The 19,346-nt window shown below is 70.5% G+C and carries 19 protein-coding genes; 16 read left to right on the top strand and 3 right to left on the bottom strand.

What is annotated here, in order from left to right; translation table 11 throughout:
• Positions 1 to 232 precede the first annotated feature (232 nt).
• Both QNJ12_RS14010 and QNJ12_RS14005 read right to left on the bottom strand, forming a co-directional pair.
• Positions 233 to 997, bottom strand: coding sequence for a ParA family protein (locus tag QNJ12_RS14010; RefSeq protein WP_300623379.1), 765 nt, complete (start codon positions 995 to 997; stop codon positions 233 to 235).
• Between the two features lie 389 nt (positions 998 to 1,386).
• Positions 1,387 to 2,136 carry a hypothetical protein gene (locus QNJ12_RS14005; protein WP_300623378.1) on the bottom strand — a complete coding sequence of 250 codons (750 nt, stop codon included), beginning with the start codon at positions 2,134 to 2,136 and terminating at the stop codon, positions 1,387 to 1,389.
• Between the two features lie 181 nt (positions 2,137 to 2,317).
• Between QNJ12_RS14005 and QNJ12_RS14000 the strand changes: the two genes are divergently transcribed.
• Positions 2,318 to 3,745, top strand: coding sequence for a hypothetical protein (locus tag QNJ12_RS14000; protein ID WP_300623377.1), 1,428 nt, complete (start codon positions 2,318 to 2,320; stop codon positions 3,743 to 3,745).
• Between the two features lie 25 nt (positions 3,746 to 3,770).
• A complete protein-coding gene (gene selD, locus QNJ12_RS13995) occupies positions 3,771 to 4,808 on the top strand; it encodes a selenide, water dikinase SelD (protein ID WP_300623376.1) in 1,038 nt (345 codons plus the stop codon).
• A 178-nt stretch (positions 4,809 to 4,986) separates the two neighbouring features.
• Here selD and QNJ12_RS13990 read toward each other — a convergent pair whose 3' ends face one another.
• Positions 4,987 to 5,733 carry a class I SAM-dependent methyltransferase gene (locus QNJ12_RS13990; RefSeq protein WP_300623375.1) on the bottom strand — a complete coding sequence of 249 codons (747 nt, stop codon included), beginning with the start codon at positions 5,731 to 5,733 and terminating at the stop codon, positions 4,987 to 4,989.
• A 288-nt stretch (positions 5,734 to 6,021) separates the two neighbouring features.
• Here QNJ12_RS13990 and QNJ12_RS13985 point away from each other — a divergent pair, with 288 nt between their 5' ends.
• From QNJ12_RS13985 to QNJ12_RS13920, 14 genes are all read left to right on the top strand, one after another.
• On the top strand, positions 6,022 to 6,351 hold the full coding sequence (locus tag QNJ12_RS13985) for a hypothetical protein (protein ID WP_300623374.1): 330 nt from the start codon (positions 6,022 to 6,024) through the stop codon (positions 6,349 to 6,351).
• Positions 6,352 to 6,715: 364 nt separating this feature from the next.
• Positions 6,716 to 6,916: a hypothetical protein gene (locus tag QNJ12_RS13980; protein ID WP_300623373.1), complete on the top strand. Its 201-nt coding sequence runs from the start codon at positions 6,716 to 6,718 to the stop codon at positions 6,914 to 6,916.
• 117 nt (positions 6,917 to 7,033) lie between these two features.
• A complete protein-coding gene (gene alaS / locus QNJ12_RS13975; RefSeq protein WP_300623372.1) occupies positions 7,034 to 9,664 on the top strand; it encodes an alanine--tRNA ligase in 2,631 nt (876 codons plus the stop codon).
• Positions 9,661 to 10,101 (top strand): Holliday junction resolvase RuvX, encoded by a 441-nt coding sequence (gene ruvX, locus QNJ12_RS13970; RefSeq protein WP_300623370.1) that lies wholly within the window; start codon positions 9,661 to 9,663, stop codon positions 10,099 to 10,101. The genes alaS and ruvX overlap by 4 nt, the downstream gene beginning before the upstream one ends.
• 69 nt (positions 10,102 to 10,170) lie before the next feature.
• The gene (mltG, locus tag QNJ12_RS13965) at positions 10,171 to 11,370 is read left to right on the top strand and encodes an endolytic transglycosylase MltG (RefSeq protein WP_300623368.1); all 1,200 of its coding nucleotides are present in this window, start codon (positions 10,171 to 10,173) and stop codon (positions 11,368 to 11,370) included.
• On the top strand, positions 11,370 to 12,194 hold the full coding sequence (gene aroE, locus QNJ12_RS13960) for a shikimate dehydrogenase (protein ID WP_300623366.1): 825 nt from the start codon (positions 11,370 to 11,372) through the stop codon (positions 12,192 to 12,194). The genes mltG and aroE overlap by 1 nt, the downstream gene beginning before the upstream one ends.
• Before the next feature lie 68 nt (positions 12,195 to 12,262).
• A complete protein-coding gene (aroC, locus tag QNJ12_RS13955) occupies positions 12,263 to 13,426 on the top strand; it encodes a chorismate synthase (protein ID WP_300623364.1) in 1,164 nt (387 codons plus the stop codon).
• Positions 13,427 to 13,430: 4 nt separating this feature from the next.
• Positions 13,431 to 14,444, top strand: coding sequence for a 3-dehydroquinate synthase (locus QNJ12_RS13950; RefSeq protein WP_300623363.1), 1,014 nt, complete (start codon positions 13,431 to 13,433; stop codon positions 14,442 to 14,444).
• On the top strand, positions 14,441 to 15,040 hold the full coding sequence (locus QNJ12_RS13945; protein WP_300623362.1) for a GNAT family N-acetyltransferase: 600 nt from the start codon (positions 14,441 to 14,443) through the stop codon (positions 15,038 to 15,040). Before QNJ12_RS13950 ends, QNJ12_RS13945 begins: the two co-directional genes overlap by 4 nt.
• Before the next feature lie 88 nt (positions 15,041 to 15,128).
• A complete protein-coding gene (gene aroQ / locus QNJ12_RS13940; RefSeq protein ID WP_300623360.1) occupies positions 15,129 to 15,569 on the top strand; it encodes a type II 3-dehydroquinate dehydratase in 441 nt (146 codons plus the stop codon).
• Positions 15,566 to 16,687: a Xaa-Pro peptidase family protein gene (locus QNJ12_RS13935; RefSeq protein WP_300623359.1), complete on the top strand. Its 1,122-nt coding sequence runs from the start codon at positions 15,566 to 15,568 to the stop codon at positions 16,685 to 16,687. Before aroQ ends, QNJ12_RS13935 begins: the two co-directional genes overlap by 4 nt.
• On the top strand, positions 16,660 to 17,223 hold the full coding sequence (gene efp / locus QNJ12_RS13930; RefSeq protein WP_300623358.1) for an elongation factor P: 564 nt from the start codon (positions 16,660 to 16,662) through the stop codon (positions 17,221 to 17,223). The genes QNJ12_RS13935 and efp overlap by 28 nt, the downstream gene beginning before the upstream one ends.
• Before the next feature lies 1 nt (position 17,224).
• Positions 17,225 to 17,629 carry a transcription antitermination factor NusB gene (gene nusB / locus QNJ12_RS13925; RefSeq protein WP_300623357.1) on the top strand — a complete coding sequence of 135 codons (405 nt, stop codon included), beginning with the start codon at positions 17,225 to 17,227 and terminating at the stop codon, positions 17,627 to 17,629.
• 117 nt (positions 17,630 to 17,746) lie between these two features.
• Positions 17,747 to 19,346, top strand: a 1,600-nt coding sequence (locus QNJ12_RS13920; protein WP_300623356.1) for a DUF2079 domain-containing protein, incomplete at its 3' end; no start/stop codon positions are given.

Raw genomic sequence — 19,346 nt, 5'->3', positions numbered from 1 at the left:
TCGACGATCCGGGTTCGACGATCAGGGTTTCGACGATCCCGGTCCGACGCTCCGGCGTGTCGATCAGGCCTCGGCGATGTGGGTTCGACGATCAGGGTTTCGACGATCCGGGTTCGGCGCTCCCGGTCCGACGCTCCGGCGTGTCGATCAGGCCTCGGCGATGTGGGTTCGACGCTCCGGGTTCGGCGCTCCCGGTCCGACGCTCCGGGTTTCGACGATCCGGGTTCGACGATCAGGGCTGGGCCGCGTGGACGACGCCGCGGACACGGCGCCACAGCGAGTCGAACACGGCGATCGGGTGGTAGGCGCGGCTGCCGTAGGAGTGGAGTGGGCGGCGCTGGCCGACCGCCTCGTTGAAGATCACGCGCTGGGGGATCGGTGGGGACCAGATCGCGTCGCGACCGACGATGCGGGCGAGCTCGTCGATGCGGCGACCCGCCTCGTTGGACACCGCCGGCACGCGGTTGAGCACGACGCCGGCCAGTTCGAGGTCGGCGTTGGTCGCGTCCCAGACGTCGTCGATGAGGTCGGCCACGCCGCCGATGCCGCGCAGCCCGAGCGACGACGGCTCGACCACCAAGAGCGCGTGACGTGCCGCGGTGAGCGCGCTGCGGGTCAGGTTGCCGAGCGACGGCGGGCAGTCGATCAGGACCGCCTCGTACTCGTGCTCGATCGGCTTGAGCAGCTTGCGGAGCCGCTTCGAGCCGCCCGACTCGAAGGCCTGCAGCGCTGGAGTGCTCGGCAGCACGTCGATGTTCGTCGACCAGGCCGATCGTTGGATGACGTCGGCAGCCGATCGCCGATCGAGGGCGTCGGCGATCGTGGCGTCGAGGTCCATCGGGTCGAGGCCGAGCACCCACGAGCTCGCCGCTTGCGGGTCGAGGTCGACGACGAGGAGCCGTCGGCCGGCGTCGGCCGCTGCGGACGCGAGGCCGAGGGTCACGGTGGTCTTGCCCACGCCGCCCTTCTGGTTGAGGATGGCGAAGGTCCGGTGCACGGCGTCATCGTAGAACGGTGCCGGCGACGCGATTCCGGCCGTCGTGACCAGGCGAGACGTGGGCCGGTCCGCCGCCGGACCGCCGATCGTGCCGGCTCAGCCGGTAGGCTGTCCGGCAATGTCAACTGTCTAGTGTCTGGGAGCCCTGTCGTGAAGAAGGGTCGTCATCGCCGCTTCGAAGAAGCGCGAAAGTTGAAGCAGTCGGGTCCAGAGGCCTTCGATCTCGGTTTGGGTGAGCGTTCGCGCGATGACGTGGACCCCGACGACGAGTACGCAGCGCTGGCCGAGAAGTACGGCGTCACGTTCGACGACGACGACGCAGACACCGACGACTGACGCCCGACTGATCGTGTGCCGGCGCTCCGGCGCCCGCACACGCCGACACGACGCTACGAGGCCCGGCGCACCGTGGGGTGCGGCAACGGCACCCAGCCGGGGCGCTCCAGCTGCTCGACCATGAGGTCGTACACCTCCTGGCCGACGAGCTCGACGATCTCGTCACGCGACGCGACGTAGACCGGCTCGTCGCCGACGAACGCCTCCGCGGCCTCGGTGCACCACCAGTGGAACTCGTCGCCGCCGTCGCCCCAGTCCCGGCGCTTCCACTCCCGCAGGCGCGACGTCACGTGGCCGTTGTCGTCGCTCGAGTGCTCGAGCCTGATCGGCACCTGCCAGCAGACGTTCGGCTTCCAGTCGAGCGGCCGCTCGCCGGCGTCGAGCGCGGCGATGTGGAGCGCACAGCCCGTACCCCCCTCGAAGCCCGGCCGGTTGAGGAAGATGCACGCATCGTCGACGAGCCGGCTGACCGTGGTCGGGTTGCCGTCGCCGTCGGGTTCGCCGGGCCGCAGGAAGCCGCCCTTCACCGCCTTGGCGTGGAACTGCATGTGACGTGGTTCGACCCGCACGAACGCGCTGACGACCGTCTGCACGTCGTCGTCGTCGACGAAGTGTGCGCCGTAGCTGCAGCAGCCCTGGGCCATCTCCTCGGCCGGCGCGTCGAGGACGCCCTGACATCCCTCGCCGTAGATGCAGCGGTGGGACGAGCGGAGATAGGTCGCGTCGAAGACCCAGGTTCGCTGCTCGGTGGCGTCCTCGAACGAGATCCACTCGTGCACGTCGTCGGGTGGCGCTGCCGTCACGGGGCGGCAGGGTATCGCCGGCCGGCGTAGCCGCCGCCTTGTCCCGGGTCGCGCGGCGAAGCAGACTGGGCCGTCCATGGCCGATCGCCGGCGACACGATTCGGGGGACGTCGAACCGAACCGAGTGATCGACGTGGTGCCCGGCTCGGGGGCGCACCCGCGGCCCGCCGTGGATGAGAACGTGCCGCACCCGGACGGCGCGAACGCGCTGATCGCGGCCGTCGTGGTCGCGGGGGTCGTCGTGGTGGGGGCCGCCGTCGTGGTGTTCGGGGGCCAGGACGATGCACCGCCGGTCGGGGACGAGCCGTCGGCGACGGCCTCGTCGGAGTTGCCGGTCGCGAACACCCTGGAGGGTGTCCGCGCACTCGACGGGTCGACGGTGGGCACGATCGTCTGGGACCACGTCGACGGCGTCGAGCGGATGCTGCCCGAGTTCGTGGCGCTCGACGCCAACGGGGACGTGGTCGGTGGTGACGACAGCGGACGTCGATGGGAGCTCGGCACCGACGGTCGGTGGCGATCACACGAGGAGACTGTCCGCGAGGTCGGTGGCATCGCCTGGCGCCTCGCCGGTCGTGAGGCATCGCTCACGCTCGCCGTGGAGATGCCGACCGGATGGGAGGAGACCGATCTCGCCGGATCGTCACAGGCGGTGCCGGACGGTCTCGTGGCCGAGACCGTTCCGGCACTCGATCCGTCCGACGGGTTCCCCATCGTTCTCGGGAACGAGCTGTTCCTGCTCGCATCACGCCGAGTCGAGTTGCCGTGGCGCGAGTTCGTCGACGTCGTCGATGACGGTTCGTATCGGGTGCGGCTCACCGATGGCGATCGGGCGATCAGGGCGGCGCAGGGCGACTACCGCGGGCTCGGCGTCGAGGAGTTCAGGTTGTCGCCCGCACCGCGACCCGGCGGTTTCGACGTCGTCGACGCCGACGGTGCGACCGTCTGGTCGTTCGACGCACATCCCGGTCGGGGCCCGTTGGAGGCGGCTGCCGGCAGCGTCGATCTCGTCTGGTTGGGCTGGAACGGTCAGGACTTCGCACCAGTCGCCCGGCCGTGGCAGCTCGACGATCGCGTCGAGTTGGTCCGCTTCGGCGGAGGCGTGCTGGCGCGGGTGGCCGACGCGGACGACGACGTGAGGCTGTGGCGGTCGGCCGACGGTCGCAGGTGGAGCGAGCTCGAGCTGCCGGCGGCGCGAACGGCGGGCACTCCGGTGGGTCTGCACGGCTCGTATCCCGACGCTCGACTGACCATTCACACCGGCGGCCGGCACGCTGCGTTCTCGACCGCAGACGGTGAGCGGTTCGTCGAGATGCCGAACGTCCCGGGGGTCGTCAGCGCATCCCGGGCCGACTTCGGGTGGGTCGCCGCCGACCCGCGTAGCAGCCCGCTGCTGCGGGTGAGTCGGGACTTCGATGCATGGGAGACGGTCGAACTGGACGACCTGCTCGGCCTCGACGCATCTCGGTGGGACGTGCGCCTCACGGCGGTGGGGCGACGGGACACGATCTACGTCATCGCGGATCGCCCGTCGGGCCCGACGATGCTGGTCGGGACGGTGCTGGCCGACCAGGCCACCGATCCGGCCGTTAGTCTCGGCCTTCCATGACGAGTGCGGGAAGGGGGTGGACGACATGAGCGAACCCGTGACACGGCTCACGCAGTTCAGCCACGGTGCCGGTTGAGCCTGCAAGCTCGCCCCCGGCGAACTGGCGCAGGTCGTGCGCCATCTCCACTCCGAACACCCCGAGGAACTGCTCGTCGGCCCCGAGTCCGGCGACGACGCCGCCGTGTGGCGGCTCGACGACGAGCGCGCCCTCATCTCGACCGCCGACTTCATCACGCCGGTGGTCGACGACGCGCGCTCGTGGGGCCGCATCGCAGCTGCGAACAGCGTGTCCGACGTGTACGCGATGGGTGGTCAGCCGCTGTTCGCGCTCAACCTCGTCGGCTGGAACGCCGAGGCGTTGCCGATCGAGCTGCTCGACGAGGTGCTCGGCGGCGGCCAGGACATCGCGAACACGGCCGGGTTCGTCGTCGCGGGCGGCCACACCATCGACGATCCCGAACCCAAGTACGGGATGGCGGTCACCGGCGTGGTGCATCCCGATCGCGTCCTCACGAACCGCGGCCTGGAGCCGGGGCAGGACCTCGTCCTCACCAAGCCGCTCGGCGTCGGCGTCATCACGACGGCGATCAAGGCCGGTGAGGCGTCGTCCGAGGTCGCCGACGCAGCCGTCGAGTCGATGACCCGGCTCAACGACGTCGCCGCCCGCCTCGCAGTGGCCGCCGGCGCCACCGGGTGCACCGACGTGACCGGGTTCGGATTGCTCGGCCACCTCGGCCGGATGGCGGTCGAATCGGGGGTCGCCGTGGCGGTCGACTTCGACGCCGTGCCGTTCCTGCCCGGCGCCGCCGAGCTCGCCGCCGCAGGTGTCGTACCCGGCGGCAGTCGCCGCAACCTCGGATGGGGGCGGTCGATCCTCGACGCCGGATCGCACGACGAGGTGCACCAGATCCTCGTCGCCGATGCCCAGACATCGGGCGGGCTGGTGTTCGGCGTCGATCCTGGCGAGTCGTCCGGCGTGCTCGCCGAGCTCGAAGCTACTGGCCACACCGCTGCGGTCATCGGATCGACCGCAGCCGGCGAACCGCGCTTCACCCTGCGCTGACGGTTCCGCTGCGTTCGATCCTCCGGCGACGCCACTGACCGCTCGGGGCGCAGATCGCCACAGGCTGACATCGCCGGTTCTGTCACGTTGTGTCTGACACAACGTGACACGACGTGATCTCAGGCGGAGTCGGGCAGGCCCCTCGTCGTGCTCGGTGAGACCATCAGGACAGGTGAGCTCAGCGGTCGAGGACGAGGAGCGGATGGTCGAAGACACGATGTCGCGCCCGGTCCGGCTCGGGGAGCGATCGCAGCTCATCGACCGCCGGCGCGACGATCGTGCGCCACTGCTCTTCGTCGAGGTCCCACAGGTGGGAGAACATCCGCTCCTCGATCGCGTCGGCCAGCGCGTTGGGCGACGTCTCGGCCGAGGTTCGAGCGGTGCCCTCGTGCGCGATCGTGAAGCCGACCGACCCTGCAACCTCAGCGACGGCCAGCGACTGCCGCACCCGATCGGGTCGTAGTCGATCGTTGAGCCGTTCGAAGACCGGTGACATCTCGTCGGCGGTCGGGATCGACAACCCACTCACGGTCACGATCCGCCCGCCCCGCCGCAACACTCGCCGGGCTTCACGGAGCGTGGCGTCGAGGTCTGCGACGTGGTGCAGCACCCAGACGAACGTGATCATGTCCACAGTCCCGTCCGCCAGCGGCAGGTGCGAGCCGTCTGCCACGGCGACCCTGCCCGGCAGGCGCTCGGCCGCCCGCCGCAGCATCTCGATCGAGAGGTCGACGGCAAGCACGTCCCGACCTGCCGTGCGCAACCGCTCGGTCACGACGCCCGTGCCGGCGCCGACGTCGCAGATCAGCCCGTCAGTCAGCCACGGCCCGATCGCCTCGACCAGCGCATCGGCCCGCTCGGTGCCGCCCCGGGCGTGTTCGTACCGGTCGGCGATGCGGGCATAGGAGACCGACGTGCCGGGCACACCGCCATCCTCGCAGGCGGCCGAGCCAGCTGCACGCTGCGCCGGTCGCGCACGGGATCGGTCGCCTGATCCCAGGCCGGACGGCCGGGACGACAGTCTCGGTGACGACCGGACTGGAGACGTGAGGCGCGGGGTGCATCGGGCGGTGTGATACTGACGAGGTGCCCGCAGACCCGACGCTCGGCGGTCGCAAGTCGGACGAGCCCCTCGCGTCGCCACCCGCCTGGCGGCGCTTCCTCCCGGCGGTGCCGCTCGTCGTCTTTCCTGATCGCGATCGTGTGGATCGGGGTGCGGGAGCGTCTCGTCGACACGCGATTCCCGGCCGGTTCGGACGGCGGGTGGACCGCCGAGGTCGTGATCGTCGACGACGTCGAGCACGACGCTCCCGCCCGACTGGAGATCGACGACCGTCGCGCCACGGTCCGGCTCGCCTGCCTCGAGTTCGTCGTCCTCATCGACGACACCACCGAGTTCCAGGAGGACTGCTCGGTCGGCGGCGTCGACTTCGGCGATCTCCAACACGACGTCGCTGATGCGATCGAGACCGGTGGACGGCTGGACGGCGGGCGGCTGGTCTTCGAGCGCGGCAGAACCCGCCTCGAGTTCGTCCGCCGGTGATGACCGCCGCGCTCCGGGACGCCTTCTTCCCGACCGACCCCAGACGTCGGTCGACAGCTGCCCGGGACGGGCGACCGATCGACACTCGAGGACGGCGCTGGCGCCGATCGAGACCCGTCGTCGTCCCACGGCCGCCGAACCGCAGGCGGTCGGCGGTCGCCGAGCGAGCGGCCGGGTCGACGGAGCGCCGGCTGCGCAGCGTGCCGACCCGGGGCAGCGCCGCTGACCGCGGCGATCCCGAGGTGCGCAGCGCGCCGACTCGTTCCGTCGTCCGGGACGGTAGCGGGGCGTCCGGTCCATCGGCCCCGCCTGGATTCCGCCAGACCACCTTGACCGAGAGTCGCCGAGGCGGACGGTCCCGACCATGCGAGCAGCCACCAGGGTCCGACACAGCGAGTGTGCCGCCTACCTCATCGGCGCTCGACGCGCCTCCGAGCAGCGCCAGGCGAACGAGCAGCAGCCGAGCGGGCTCACCGTTCCGCCCCGTTCGGCACCGTCCGACGTCGAGATCACCGACGTCGAGATCACCGAGGTCGACACCGCGGCTGCCGGCGGCAACGACTGACCGCCGCTCCGCCGCGCGACTGAGGCGCGCACGAAACCGCCGGGCACGTCGACACGCTGGCCGGCCGCCGCAACCGGACGCGGTCGAACACCCGTGCGTCGGTAGGCTGACCCGACCATGACGAACGGCAACCACTCGATCACGGCTGACGGGCTCCGCCAGTCCTTCGTCGACTTCTTCGCAGCGAAGGACCACACGGTCGTGCCGTCGGCCTCGCTGATCCCGCACGACCCGACCGTGATGTTCACCGTCGCGGGGATGGTGCCGTTCAAGCCGTACTTCGTCGGCGACGAGGTGCCGCCGTACGCCCGTGCGGTCAGCTCCCAGAAGTGCGCCCGCGCCGGCGGCAAGCACAACGACCTGGACGACGTCGGTCGCACGAAGCGCCACCTCGTGTTCTTCGAGATGATGGGCAACTTCAGCTTCGGCGACTACTTCAAAGAGGCGATCATCCCCTGGAGCTGGGACCTCGTCACCGGCGATCCGGCGAGCGGCGGCTGGGGTCTCGACGGCGACCGGATGTGGATCACCGTCCACGAGTCCGACGACGAGGCCGAGCAGATGTGGCACGAGCTGGTCGGCGTGCCGATGGAGCGCATCCAGCGGCTCGGCGACAAGGACAACTTCTGGCAGATGGGCGACACGGGGCCGTGCGGTCCGTGCTCGGAGATCCACATCGATCGCGGGCCCGAGTTCGGTCCCGATGGCGGGCCGCTCGGCGACCCGGCCGGCGACCGGTTCATGGAGTTCTGGAACCTGGTGTTCATGCAGTACAACCAGACGGCCGACGGCACGCGCACGCCGCTGCCGAAGCCGTCGGTCGACACCGGCGCGGGTCTCGAGCGGATCCTCGCGCTGCTGCAGGGCGTCGACTCGGTCTGGGAGACCGACCTGATGCTGCCGCTGATCGAGACGGCGCAGTCGCTGACCGGCAAGTCGTACACCGTCGGCGACTACGGCGACCGCGACAGCTTCGCGATGCGAGTGCTGGCCGAGCACGCCCGCTCCTCGACGATGCTGGTCAGCGACGGCGTCTTCCCGTCCAACGAGGGTCGCGGCTATGTGCTGCGGCGCATCCTCCGCCGTGCGGTCCGCTACGCGTTCCTGCTCGGCACCGATCAGCTCGTGATGCCGCGCCTCGTGGAGATGTCGATCGACATCATGGGCAACGCCTACCCCGACGTCGTGAAGAACCGCGACTTCATCGTCGGCGTGTTGACGCGCGAGGAAGAGCGCTTCCGCCACACCCTGAAGACCGGTCTCGGCATCCTCGACGACGAGCTCGGCGAGGGTGCGAGCCTGCCCGGTTCGACGGCCTTCCTGCTGCACGACACGTACGGGTTCCCGCTCGAGCTGACCCAGGAGATCGCGGGCGAGCGCGACGTCGAGGTCGACCTCGACGGCTTCCAGGCCGAGATGACGGCGCAGCGCGAACGCGCCAAGGCGGCGCGCAAGGACTCGGGCGGCGACGACGGCCAGCTCGACGGCTACCGCGAGGTCGTCGAGCAGTTCGGCGTCACCGAGTTCCTCGGCTACACCGACGACGAGACCCAGAGCCGAGTGCTCGCGGTGCTGCCTGGCGGCACCGACGACGACGGTAACGAGCTGTCGCACGTCTTCCTCGATCGCACGCCGTTCTACGCCGAGAGCGGCGGCCAGATCGGTGACACCGGCACGATCGTCACCGAGACCGGCACCGCCGAGGTGGTCGACACGACGTTCGCGCTACCGAACCTCCGCCGCCACCTCGCGCGGGTCACGTCGGGCTCGGTCTCGGCCGGGCAGCAGGCAACCGCCACGATCGACGCCGACCGCCGCAACTCGATCCGCCGCAACCACACGGCGACCCATCTGCTGCACTGGGCGCTGCGCCACGTGCTCGGTGACCACGTCAAGCAGGCGGGCTCGTGGGTCGGCCCCGACCGCCTGCGCTTCGACTTCTCGCACTACGACGCGGTGACCGCCGACGAGATCGCCGAGATCGAGCGGCTGACCAACGAAGAGACGCTGCGCAACGAGCGGGCGCGGGCGTTCGAGACCTCGAAGACCGAAGCCGAAGCCATGGGCGCCGTCGCGTTCTTCGGCGACAAGTACGGCGACGTCGTGCGCGTGCTCGAAGCCGGCCCCTCGATCGAGCTGTGCGGCGGCACTCACGTGGCCGCCACCGGTGACATCGGTGCCGTCAAGGTCGTCAGCGAGTCGTCGATCGGGTCGAACCTGCGGCGCATCGAGGCGATCACCGGCGCTGCGTCGGTCGAGCTGCTCCAACGCGACGAGCGGCAGCTCGCCGAGATCGCCCAGCTGGTCGGCACGACGGGCGGGGTCGTCGAGGGCGTCGAGCGCAAGCTCGATGAGATCAAGGCGCTCCAGGGCGAGCTCAAGCAGCTCCGCAGCCAGCTCGCGACCGGCCGCGCATCCGAGCTCGCCGGCACGGCGGCCGACGGCATCGTCGTGCAGCGCCTCGACGGTCTCGAGCCCGGCGACCTCCGCGACCTCGCGATCGCGGTTCGCCAGCAACCCGAGGTCCGCCGTGTCGTGCTGATGGGCGAGACTCCCACGGGCGGTGTCAGCCTCGTCGCCGCGGTGCAGCCCGACGAGGGCATCGCCGCAGCCGACCTCATCAAGACCGCCGCGAGGGCCGTCGGCGGTGGCGGGGGCGGCAAGGGCGACATCGCCACGGCGGGCGGCAAGGATCCGAGCGGGCTCGACGAGGCCATGCGGATCGCGTCGGAGGCCGCCACCGCGTGAGCCGAGCCGGTGTCCGGGCGCTCGGCGTCGACCCGGGCACCAAACGGATCGGCCTGGCCGTCAGTGACCTGTCCGGCACGATCGCGTCGCCCCTGCTCGTCCTGCAGCGCAGTAAGTCGAAGCAGCACGATCTGCACGAGCTCGCCCGCATCGCCAGGGAGGAGGAGGCCGAGATCATCGTGTTCGGCCTGCCGCTCAACATGGACGGGTCGGAGGGCAAGGCGGCGAAGGCTGCCGTCGCCGAGGCGCGCCGCCTCGCTACGTTGGTCGACGTGCCGGTCGAGATGCACGACGAACGCCTGACCACCGTCACCGCCGACCGCTCGATGCTCGAGGCGGGTCTCAACGCCGTCGAGCGCCGCAAGGTCGTCGACAAGGTGGCCGCCGCGGTGATGCTGCAGTCCTGGCTCGACTCGAGGGCGGCGCAGGAGCGATGACGCGCGTCGAGTCGGCGTGCTCGTCGGTGCGATGTCCGAGCGAGGTGCCCGTGTGGTGGAGGCGATGACGTGAGCATCGTCGGTGAGCCCGAGCTCGACCGGTCGGACCGCAACCGGTCCGACTGGGAGCTCGACGGGTGGGACGAGGTCGCGGAGGTGCCCGCGGTCGAGCCGCTCCGCCGGCAGACGCGCATCGTCAAATGGGCGGTCTGGCTCTCGATGGTGCTCGTGATCGTGCTCGTCCTCGTCGCCGGCTACGTGGGCTGGTGGTACACCGGCAAGGTGCAGCCGAGCAACGGCGACGTCCGGTCGGTGCCGTTCACCGTGCTCGAGACCGACGACGTCGACTCGATCGCCGCCCGGTTGGAGGAGGGCGGCTTCGTCGAGGACGAGTCGGTCTTCACGTGGTACGTCGAGCAGAAGGGCGGCCTCGAGATCACGCCGGGCTTCTACCAGCTGCCGCTCAACGACCACATGGGCAACGTGCTGGCCCGGCTGCGCACCCCACCCGACCAGACGTACCAGCGGATCACCTTCCCGGAGGGATTCACCATCGAGCAGATGGGGCAGCGGCTCGAGGAGACGATGCCGCGCCTGAGCGCCGAGGCGTTCGTCGAGGCTGCCAACGACCCGTTCGCCCCTGCCCGCTACCGGGGCCCGGGGCAACGCTCGCTCGAGGGCCTGCTCTTCCCCGACACGTACCAGATCTCCAACGCCGACAACGAGGCCCAGGTGGTCGAGCGGATGATCTCGATCATGGAGCGAGTCGCGTCCCAGGAGGACCTCGACGAGCAGGCCGAGGCGCTCGGTCGCACCCCGTACGAGATCCTCGTCATCGCGTCGATGATCGAGAAGGAGGCCAAGCTCGACGAGGACCGCGCCAAGATCGCGAGAGTGATCTACAACCGCCTGTTCCTCGGGATGAACCTCCAGATCGACGCCGCCGTCCGGTACGGCGCACCCGACCCCGACATGCCCTTCCCGCAGATGCGCCAGATCCCCGGTCCGTACAACACCTACCTCAACGCCGGCCTCCCGGTGACGCCGATCGCGAACCCCGGGCGGGCGTCGATCCGGGCGGCGCTCAACCCGGCGCCGAACCCGCCGCCCGGTGATCCGATCTGCCAGGTGCTCGACGACCCGACGCAGGGCTGTGCCTACCTGTTCTACGTGCTCGCCAGCCCTGACGGCGGCCATGCGTTCGCGGTCACGGGCGAGCAGCACCAGGAGAACGTCAATGCGGCGGCGGCGGCGGGCCTGCTCGACTGATGATCACCGCACGCACCCGACTCGCGGCGGTCATCGGCGATCCGGTTCGTCACTCGCTCTCGCCGGCGATTCACCGGGCCGGCTTCGAATCGACCGGCGCTGACTGGACCATGGTGGCCTTCGAGGTCGCCGCCGGTGACGCTCGACGCGCCGTCGAGGCGATGCGGACGCTCGGCATCGGTGGGCTGTCGGTCACGATGCCCCACAAGGCCGACGTGGCCGCGGCGGTCGAAGAGGTCGACGACGCCGCGGCGGCGCTGGCCTCGGTCAACACCGTCGTGCTGCGCGACGACGGCACGACGTTCGGCGCCAGCACCGACGGGCAGGGGTTCGTCGACTCGGTCATCGCGTCCGGGGTCGAGCTCACGCACAGCACCGCGGTCGTGCTCGGCGCCGGGGCCGCCGCACGATCGATCATCGACGCGCTCGGTCGCGCCGGCGTGGCCGACGTCGCGATCGTCAACCGCACCACCGAACGAGCCCGGTCGGCGGCCGAGCTCAGCGATGTGGCGAGGGTCGGCGGTCTCGACGACGTCGGCGCGGCGACGCTGCTGGTCAACACGACGTCGGTCGGGATGGGGACCGACGAGGTGCCGATCGATCCCCGCCTGCTGCGGGCAGGCATCGTCGTCGCCGACATCGTGTACCACCCGCTCGACACGGCCCTGCTGCGAGCGGCCCGCACGGCGGGTGCCGACACGATCGACGGGCTCGGCATGCTGGTCCACCAAGCGGTCCTCCAGCAAGAGCTGTGGACGGGGCACCGCCCCGACCCGGCAGCGATGCGGGCGGCCGCGGAGGCCGAGCTCGCCGCCCGCGCCTGATCCGACCGGGGCTCCCTCGGTGCGAACCGGCCGTTCGCTCGTCGCGGCCCGCCGGTAGCCTGCGGCCGATGCTCCGCTTCCTCACCGCCGGCGAATCGCACGGCCAGGCGCTCGTCGTCATCGTCGAAGGCTTGCCTGCGGGGCTCGAGATCACCGTCGAGGAGATCCAGGCCGAGATGGCTCGCCGCCGGCTGGGCTACGGCCGCGGCCCGCGTCAGAAGTTCGAAGTCGACGAGCTGACGCTGATCGGAGGCGTCCGGCACGGCCGCACGCTCGGTTCGCCGGTGGCGATCGAGATCAAGAACACCGAGTGGTTCCGCTCCGACAAGTGGCACGACGAGATGTCGCCGGCGCCCGGCGCCACCAAGGCGCCGCTCACCCAGGTGCGGCCGGGCCACGCCGACCTCGCCGGCATGCAGAAGTACGGATTCACCGACGCACGCGACGTCCTCGAACGCGCCTCGGCACGCGAGACCGCGGCGCGAGTCGCAGCGGGCGCGCTGGCCAAGAAGCTGCTCTCGTACCTCGGCATCGAGGTGATCTCCCACGTCATCCAGATGGGCGACGCACGGGTCGCGGTCGACGCCGTCCGGCCGACGCCCGACGACCTCGCCGCAGTCGACGCGTCCGACGTGCGGTGCTTCGATGCATCGGGCACCGATGCGATGGTCGCGGCGATCAAGGCGGCCGCCAAGCAGGGTGACTCGCTCGGGGGCGTCGTCGAGGTCCTCGGGTTCGGCGTGCCCGTCGGACTCGGATCGCACGTGCACTGGGACCGCAAGCTCGATGCGCTCATCGCGCAGGCGCTGATGTCGATCCAGGCCGTCAAGGGCGTCGAGATCGGCGACGGGTTCGAGGTGGCGGGCCGACTCGGTAGCCAGGCGCACGATCCGATCCGGTGGGACGCCGACAACGAGACCTACGCCCGCCTGAGCACGTTGGCGGGCGGCCTCGAGGGCGGCATGACCAACGGCGAGCTCGTCGTGGCCCGAGCGGCGATGAAGCCGCTCGCCACGCTCAACCGGCCGACGCTCGAGACCGTCGACACCGAGACGAAGGAGTCGGGTGTCTCGTTCAAGGAGCGCACCGACGTGACCGCCGTGCCCGCGATGGGCGTCGTCGCCGAGACGATGGTGGCGCTGGTCCTGGCCCAAGAGGCCCAGCGCAAGTTCGGCGGCGACTCGGTCGGCGAGTTCGTCCGCAACGCCGAGGCGTTCCGCGTCGGGTTGTAGCGCGATGACCGAGATCCGACGCGTCCGGGTGCCGCTCGCCGACCGCTCCTACGAGGTGCTCGTCGGCCGCGGGGCCGCCGCCGAGCTCGGCACGCTGCTCCCGGGGAGTGCCCGGCGCGCCGCGGTGGTGACGCAGGAGACGGTGCCGCTCCACATCGCTGCGAGCATCCCGCACGAGGTCTTCCACATCGGTGCCGACGAGCAGCACAAGACCCTCGAGACCGTCGGCGAGCTGTGTCGCGGGTTCGCCCGCATGGGTCTCACCCGCAACGACGTCGTGATCGGCGTCGGCGGTGGGCTCGTCACCGATGTCGCCGGGTTCGCGGCCGCGTCGTACCACCGGGGCGTCCCGGTCGTGCACGTCGCGACCACGCTGCTCGGCATGGTCGACGCCGCGATCGGCGGCAAGACCGGTGTCAACCTCCCCGAGGGCAAGAACCTCGTGGGTGCGTTCTGGCAGCCGAGCGGCGTCGTGTGCGATCTCGACGCCCTCGACACGCTGCCGGACCGCGAGATGCGCTGCGGGTACGGCGAGATGGCGAAGTACCACTTCCTGACCGGGGACGACCTGCTGGCGCTCGACATGACGAGCCGGATCGCGCGCTGCGTCGAGATCAAGGCCGAGGTGGTTGCGTCCGACGAGCGCGAGGGCGGTCGGCGGGCACTGCTCAACTACGGCCACACCCTGGCGCATGCGCTCGAGACGGCGACCGAGCACCGGCTCGCGCACGGCGAGGCGGTCGCGATCGGGTTGATCTTCGCCGCCCACCTCGCGAACGTGCTCGGCCGCGTCGGCGTCGAGCGGGTCGACGAGCACTTCGCCGTGGTGGGGGAGGAGTACGGCCTCGCGACCGACCTGCCGGCCGGCATCGAGGTTGCACGGTTGCTCGAGCTGATGCGTCGCGACAAGAAGGCCCTCGACGGGTTGACGTTCGTGCTCGACGGGCCCGACGGCGTCGAGGTCGTCGCCGGTGTCGACGATCAGCCGGTGCTCGACGCGCTGGCCCGAATGGCGTGACCGACCAGCTCCGCACCGAGCGGCTGCTGCTCCGCCGGTGGACCGACGCCGATCGTCCGGCGTTCCACGCGCTGAACTCCGACCCGCTGGTGATGGCGACGATCGGCCAGACGATGAGCCGCGGTGAGTCCGATGCGTTCATGAACCGGATCGAGCACCGGTTCGACGAGCACGGGTTCGGGCTCTGGTGCGTCGATCTCGACGGGGAGTCGATCGGCTTCACGGGCTTGATGGTCCCGTGGTTCCGCGACGGCGTCGAGATCGGCTGGCGGATCCGCAGTGAGCACTGGGGTCAGGGGTTCGCTCCCGAAGCAGCGCTCGAGTGCCTCCGGCATGCGTTCACGGCTCGGCACGCCGGCGGGCTCGGCCTCGACGAGCTGGTCTCGTTCACTGCAGCGACCAACACCAAGTCGCGCCGGGTGATGGAGAAGATCGGTCTCCGTCACGATCCGGACGGCGACTTCGACCACCCGAGCGTGCCGGAGGGGGATCCGCTGCGCCCGCACGTGCTCTACCGGGCCCACCGCGCCACGTGGGCCGAGCGCGGCACCGGCTCGGACGCGCCGTCCGAGCCGGCAGGGCCCGGGGTGGCCTGAGTGGCCGGTTCCTCCTGCACCATGTTCGAGCGGTGCTCGGCCTGAGCCGGACGGCGGTCGGCCGACGGCGGCGGCTACCGTGCCGGGCGTGAGCTCGCTGGTCCTCCTCCTGCACGGCCCGAACCTGAACCTGCTCGGCGACCGCGAGCCCGAGATCTACGGCACCGCCACGCTCGACGACTACGTCGCGTTCGCCGAGCGGCACGCCGGCGAGCAGGGCCTGCAGATCGAGGCGCACCAGTCGAACCACGAGGGCGAGCTGATCGAGCACATCCACCACGCCCGTGGACGGTGCGCCGCGATCATCATCAATCCGGGCGCGTTCACGCACTACGCCTGGGCGATCCACGACGCGCTGGCGGCGTTCGAGGGGCCGATCGTCGAGCTGCACATCTCGAACCCGAACCGTCGCGAGCCGTGGCGGCACGTCAGTGTCGTGGCGCCGGTTGCGAGCGGGTCGGTGATGGGGTTCGGCATGCGGGGGTACGAGCTGGCCGTACGGGCCGTCGCCGACCAGCTCGCCACATGAACGCCTCCCGCTTCCCGCCGATCTCGTACGCCGGCCGCGCATCCGCGGTTCGTGAGCGGCTCGCCGAGCACGACGCGACAGCGCTCGTCGTCACCGACCAGCCGAGCGTGCGGTGGCTGACCGGCTTCGCCGGATCGAACGGATCGGTCGCCCTGCTGCCCGACCGGCTCGTCCTCGTGACCGACGGGCGCTACCGCGACCGCGCCGCCGACGAACTGGCCGAGGCAGGCGTCGATGCCGAGATCGTCGTCGGTCCGAACAGGGTCGAGCAGCGCAAGGCGTTCGTCGCGTCGTTCGACGGCCTCGACGCCGTCGCCGCCGACCCGGCCGCGCTCACCCACGACGAGTGGTTGCAGCTCGCCGACGAGCTGCCGCTCCGTCCGGTCCGCGGTCTGATCGACGACGGTCGGCGGGTGAAGGACGAGGGGGAGGTCGCCCGTATCGCCGAGGCGTGTCGCTGCGCCGATGCGGCCCTCGCCGAGGTCGCGCCCACCCTCGGCGACGGCGTGACCGAAGCCGACGTACGCATGGAGCTCGAGTACCGCATGCGCCGGCACGGGGCCGACGGACCGAGCTACGACACGATCGTCGCCAGCGGACCCGAGCACGCCGCTCGGCCGCACCACGAGACCGGGCCGAGGCGGATCCGCGAGGGCGACACGGTGGTGATCGACGTCGGTGCGCTGGTCGACGGGTACCACTCCGACATGACCCGGAGCTACGTCGTCGGCGAACCGAGCGCCGAGCAGAGCGAGCTGTACGAGCTGCTGCTCGGCATCCAGGCCGCCGGGATCGACGCGGTGGCCTCGGGTGTACCGGCCCGTGAGGTCGACGCGACGTGCCGCTCCCTCGCCGCGATCGCCGGCTACGCCGACTGGTACCTGCACTCCACCGGTCACGGCGTCGGGTTGATGATCCACGAGGATCCGTTCGAATCCCCCGTGGCCACCACCGAACTCCGTACCGGGGACGTCGTGACCGTCGAACCTGGCCTCTATCGTGTCGGCTTCGGTGGTTTCCGGATCGAGGACCTGGTCGAGGTCGTCGACGGCGGCTGCCGGGTTCTCACCGCATCGCCCAAGGACACGCCATGCCCACCATCACCACCAACGACCTGAAGACCGGCATCACGCTCGAGCTCGACAACGGTCTGTTCCAGGTCGTCGAGTTCCAGCACGTCAAGCCCGGCAAGGGCGGCGCGTTCGTGCGCACCAAGCTGCGCAACATCAAGACCGGCAACGTGTTCGATCGCACGTTCAACGCCGGCATCAAGGTCGAGCAGGCGATCATCAACCGCGACGAGATGCAGTTCCTGTACCGCGACGGCGACGACTACGTGTTCATGAACAACGAGTCGTACGAGCAGATGAACGTCACCCCGGCGACGCTGGCCGACGTCGCCGACTACCTGGTCGAGGGCATGACCGCCCAGGTCGCGTTCTTCCAGGGCGAGATCATCGGGGTCGAGATCCCGGCATCCGTCGAGCTCACGATCACCGAGACCGAGCCCGGCGTGCAGGGCGACCGCAAGACCGGCGCCACGAAGCCGGCGACGCTCGAGACGGGCAAGGTCGTGAACGTGCCGCTGTTCATCGAGCAGGGTGAGAGGATCCGGGTCGACACGCGCTCGGGCGAGTACATGACCCGGGTCTGACGTGCTGCGGCCCGACGAGCGATCCGACGCTCGAGAACGAGCGCTCTACCTGCTCTACGAGGCGCACTCCAAGGGGATCGACCCGGCCGCGACGATCGAGCTGCAGGTCATCGAACCCGACGAGCTCACCCAGGAGCTGGTGCTCGGCGTCGGCCGCGCGATCGAGACCCTCGACGAGCGCATCGACGCCAAGGCCGAAGGGTGGACGCTCGCCCGCATGCCCGTGCTCGACCTGAACGTGATGCGGCTGGCCGTGTTCGAGCTGCTCGAGCGGCCGCACGTGCCGACCGCCGTCGTGCTCAACGAGGCCGTCGAGCTCGCGAAGCGGTTCTCCACCGACGACTCGGGCCGCTTCGTCAACGGCGTCCTGGCGGCGATCGCCGCCGAGGTGCGTCCGGCCGCCTGACCCGGCCTCGTCGCGTTCGCCCGCGACATGTGCGATCGCCTCTGACGGTGGCGGCGTCTGCGTTCGATCGCAACGCTGCCCGACTCGCTCCCCGCCGCAGCAGTAGCCTCGGGCGACGTGTCGACCGATGTCGTCAGCGGTGCCGACCGCAACGAGCGAGCCGGAACAGGCGACGACGTGGTCGAACCCGCCGACGAGGTGATCGACGGCGCCGACGACGTCGTTCCCGGCTGGGTCACCCAGCGCACCGACGCCGCGCTGACGGCGCTGCGGACCACCCATCCCGCAGCGTGGACGACGTTCATCGGCGCCGTGATCTTCGCGGTCGTGTTCGGGCGCCTCGGCATCCAGCACCACCGGAACTTCGGCACGTGGGCGTTCGACATGGGCATCTACGACCAGAGCTTCTGGCTCGTGTCGCGGGGCAAGTCGTTCGTGACGGTGCGAGGGCTCGACTTCTGGGGCCACCACGTCAACCTCATCGCCGTGCTGTTCGCGCCCTTCTACTGGTTCGGCGCCGGGCCGTCGTTCCTGTACGCCGCGCAGGCGACGGCGCTCGGCGCGGGCGCGATCCCGACGTACCTGATCGCTCGCGACCGCCTCGGCAACCCCTGGATCGGCACGGTCTTCGCCATCGTCTACCTGCTGTACGCGCCGATCCAGTGGATCTCGTGGGCCAACTTCCATCCCGAGGCCCTGGTCGTGACGCCGCTGCTGTTCGCGTGGTGGTTCGCTATGCAGCGCCGTTGGCGGCCGTTCTTCGTCGCCCTCCTGCTCGCGCTGTCCACCCGTGAGGACACGGCGCTGCTCGTGGTCGTCATGGGCATCGTCCTGTGGTGGATGATGCGGCGCGACGGCGACGGCACCAAGCGCGACCAGCGCATCGCACTCGGCGTCACGGCGCTGGGCGTCGTCTGGTACGCGGTCTGCACGCGCCTGATCATCCCCGGGTTCAACCAGGGCCAGCAGCCGTTCTACATCGGGTACTTCTACGGCGCGTACGGCGCCGACACGTTCGAGATCGCGGAGACGATGATCACGCGGCCGGACCGCGTCGTCTCCGACGCGACGCAGCCCGACCGGCTCCGCTTCTACCGCGACCTGCTGTTGCCGTGGGGCGGCCTGCCGCTCGCCGGGCTCGGGCAGCTCGCGATGGCGGTTCCCCAGACGCTCGCCAGCGTGATCGGGGCGAGCCCGTACGCGCGCACGATCCGCTACCAGTACACGGCGGTCATGATCGCCCCGATCGTGATCGCCTCGATCGAGGGTGCCCGCTGGTTGTGGCGATACCGGTTCGTGCAGCGGTTCCTGTTGCCGTGGCTGCTGGTGTGCGCCTACGTCACGAACATCGCGTGGTCGCCGTCGCCGATCAGTGCCAACGACGGTGTGTGGGCCACGCCGGTGCCGCGTCACGAGGCGATGCGCGACGCGGTCGACCTCGTGCCCGACGGTGTCTCGGTCACCGCCACCTATGCGCTCGGTCCGCACCTGTCGCACCGTGAGCAGATCTACGACTGGCCGAACCCGTGGGTGCCGTCGTACTGGGGCAACGACGACACCTACAAGCTGCCCGACCCGTCGGAGATCGAGTACATCGTCATCGACCGCGTCCACGTCGGCGAGGCGCAACGCGACCTGCTGACCCAGCTCACCGGGCCGGGTGGCGAGTTCGAGGTGCTCTTCGACGTGGACGACGTGGTCGTGGCGCGCCGGCCGG

The organism is Ilumatobacter sp., from assembly GCF_030065885.1.
Lineage (GTDB): Bacteria > Actinomycetota > Acidimicrobiia > Acidimicrobiales > Ilumatobacteraceae > Ilumatobacter.
Note: the sequence above shows the minus strand (reverse complement) of the source record. Positions and strands in the feature narration are given on the sequence as shown.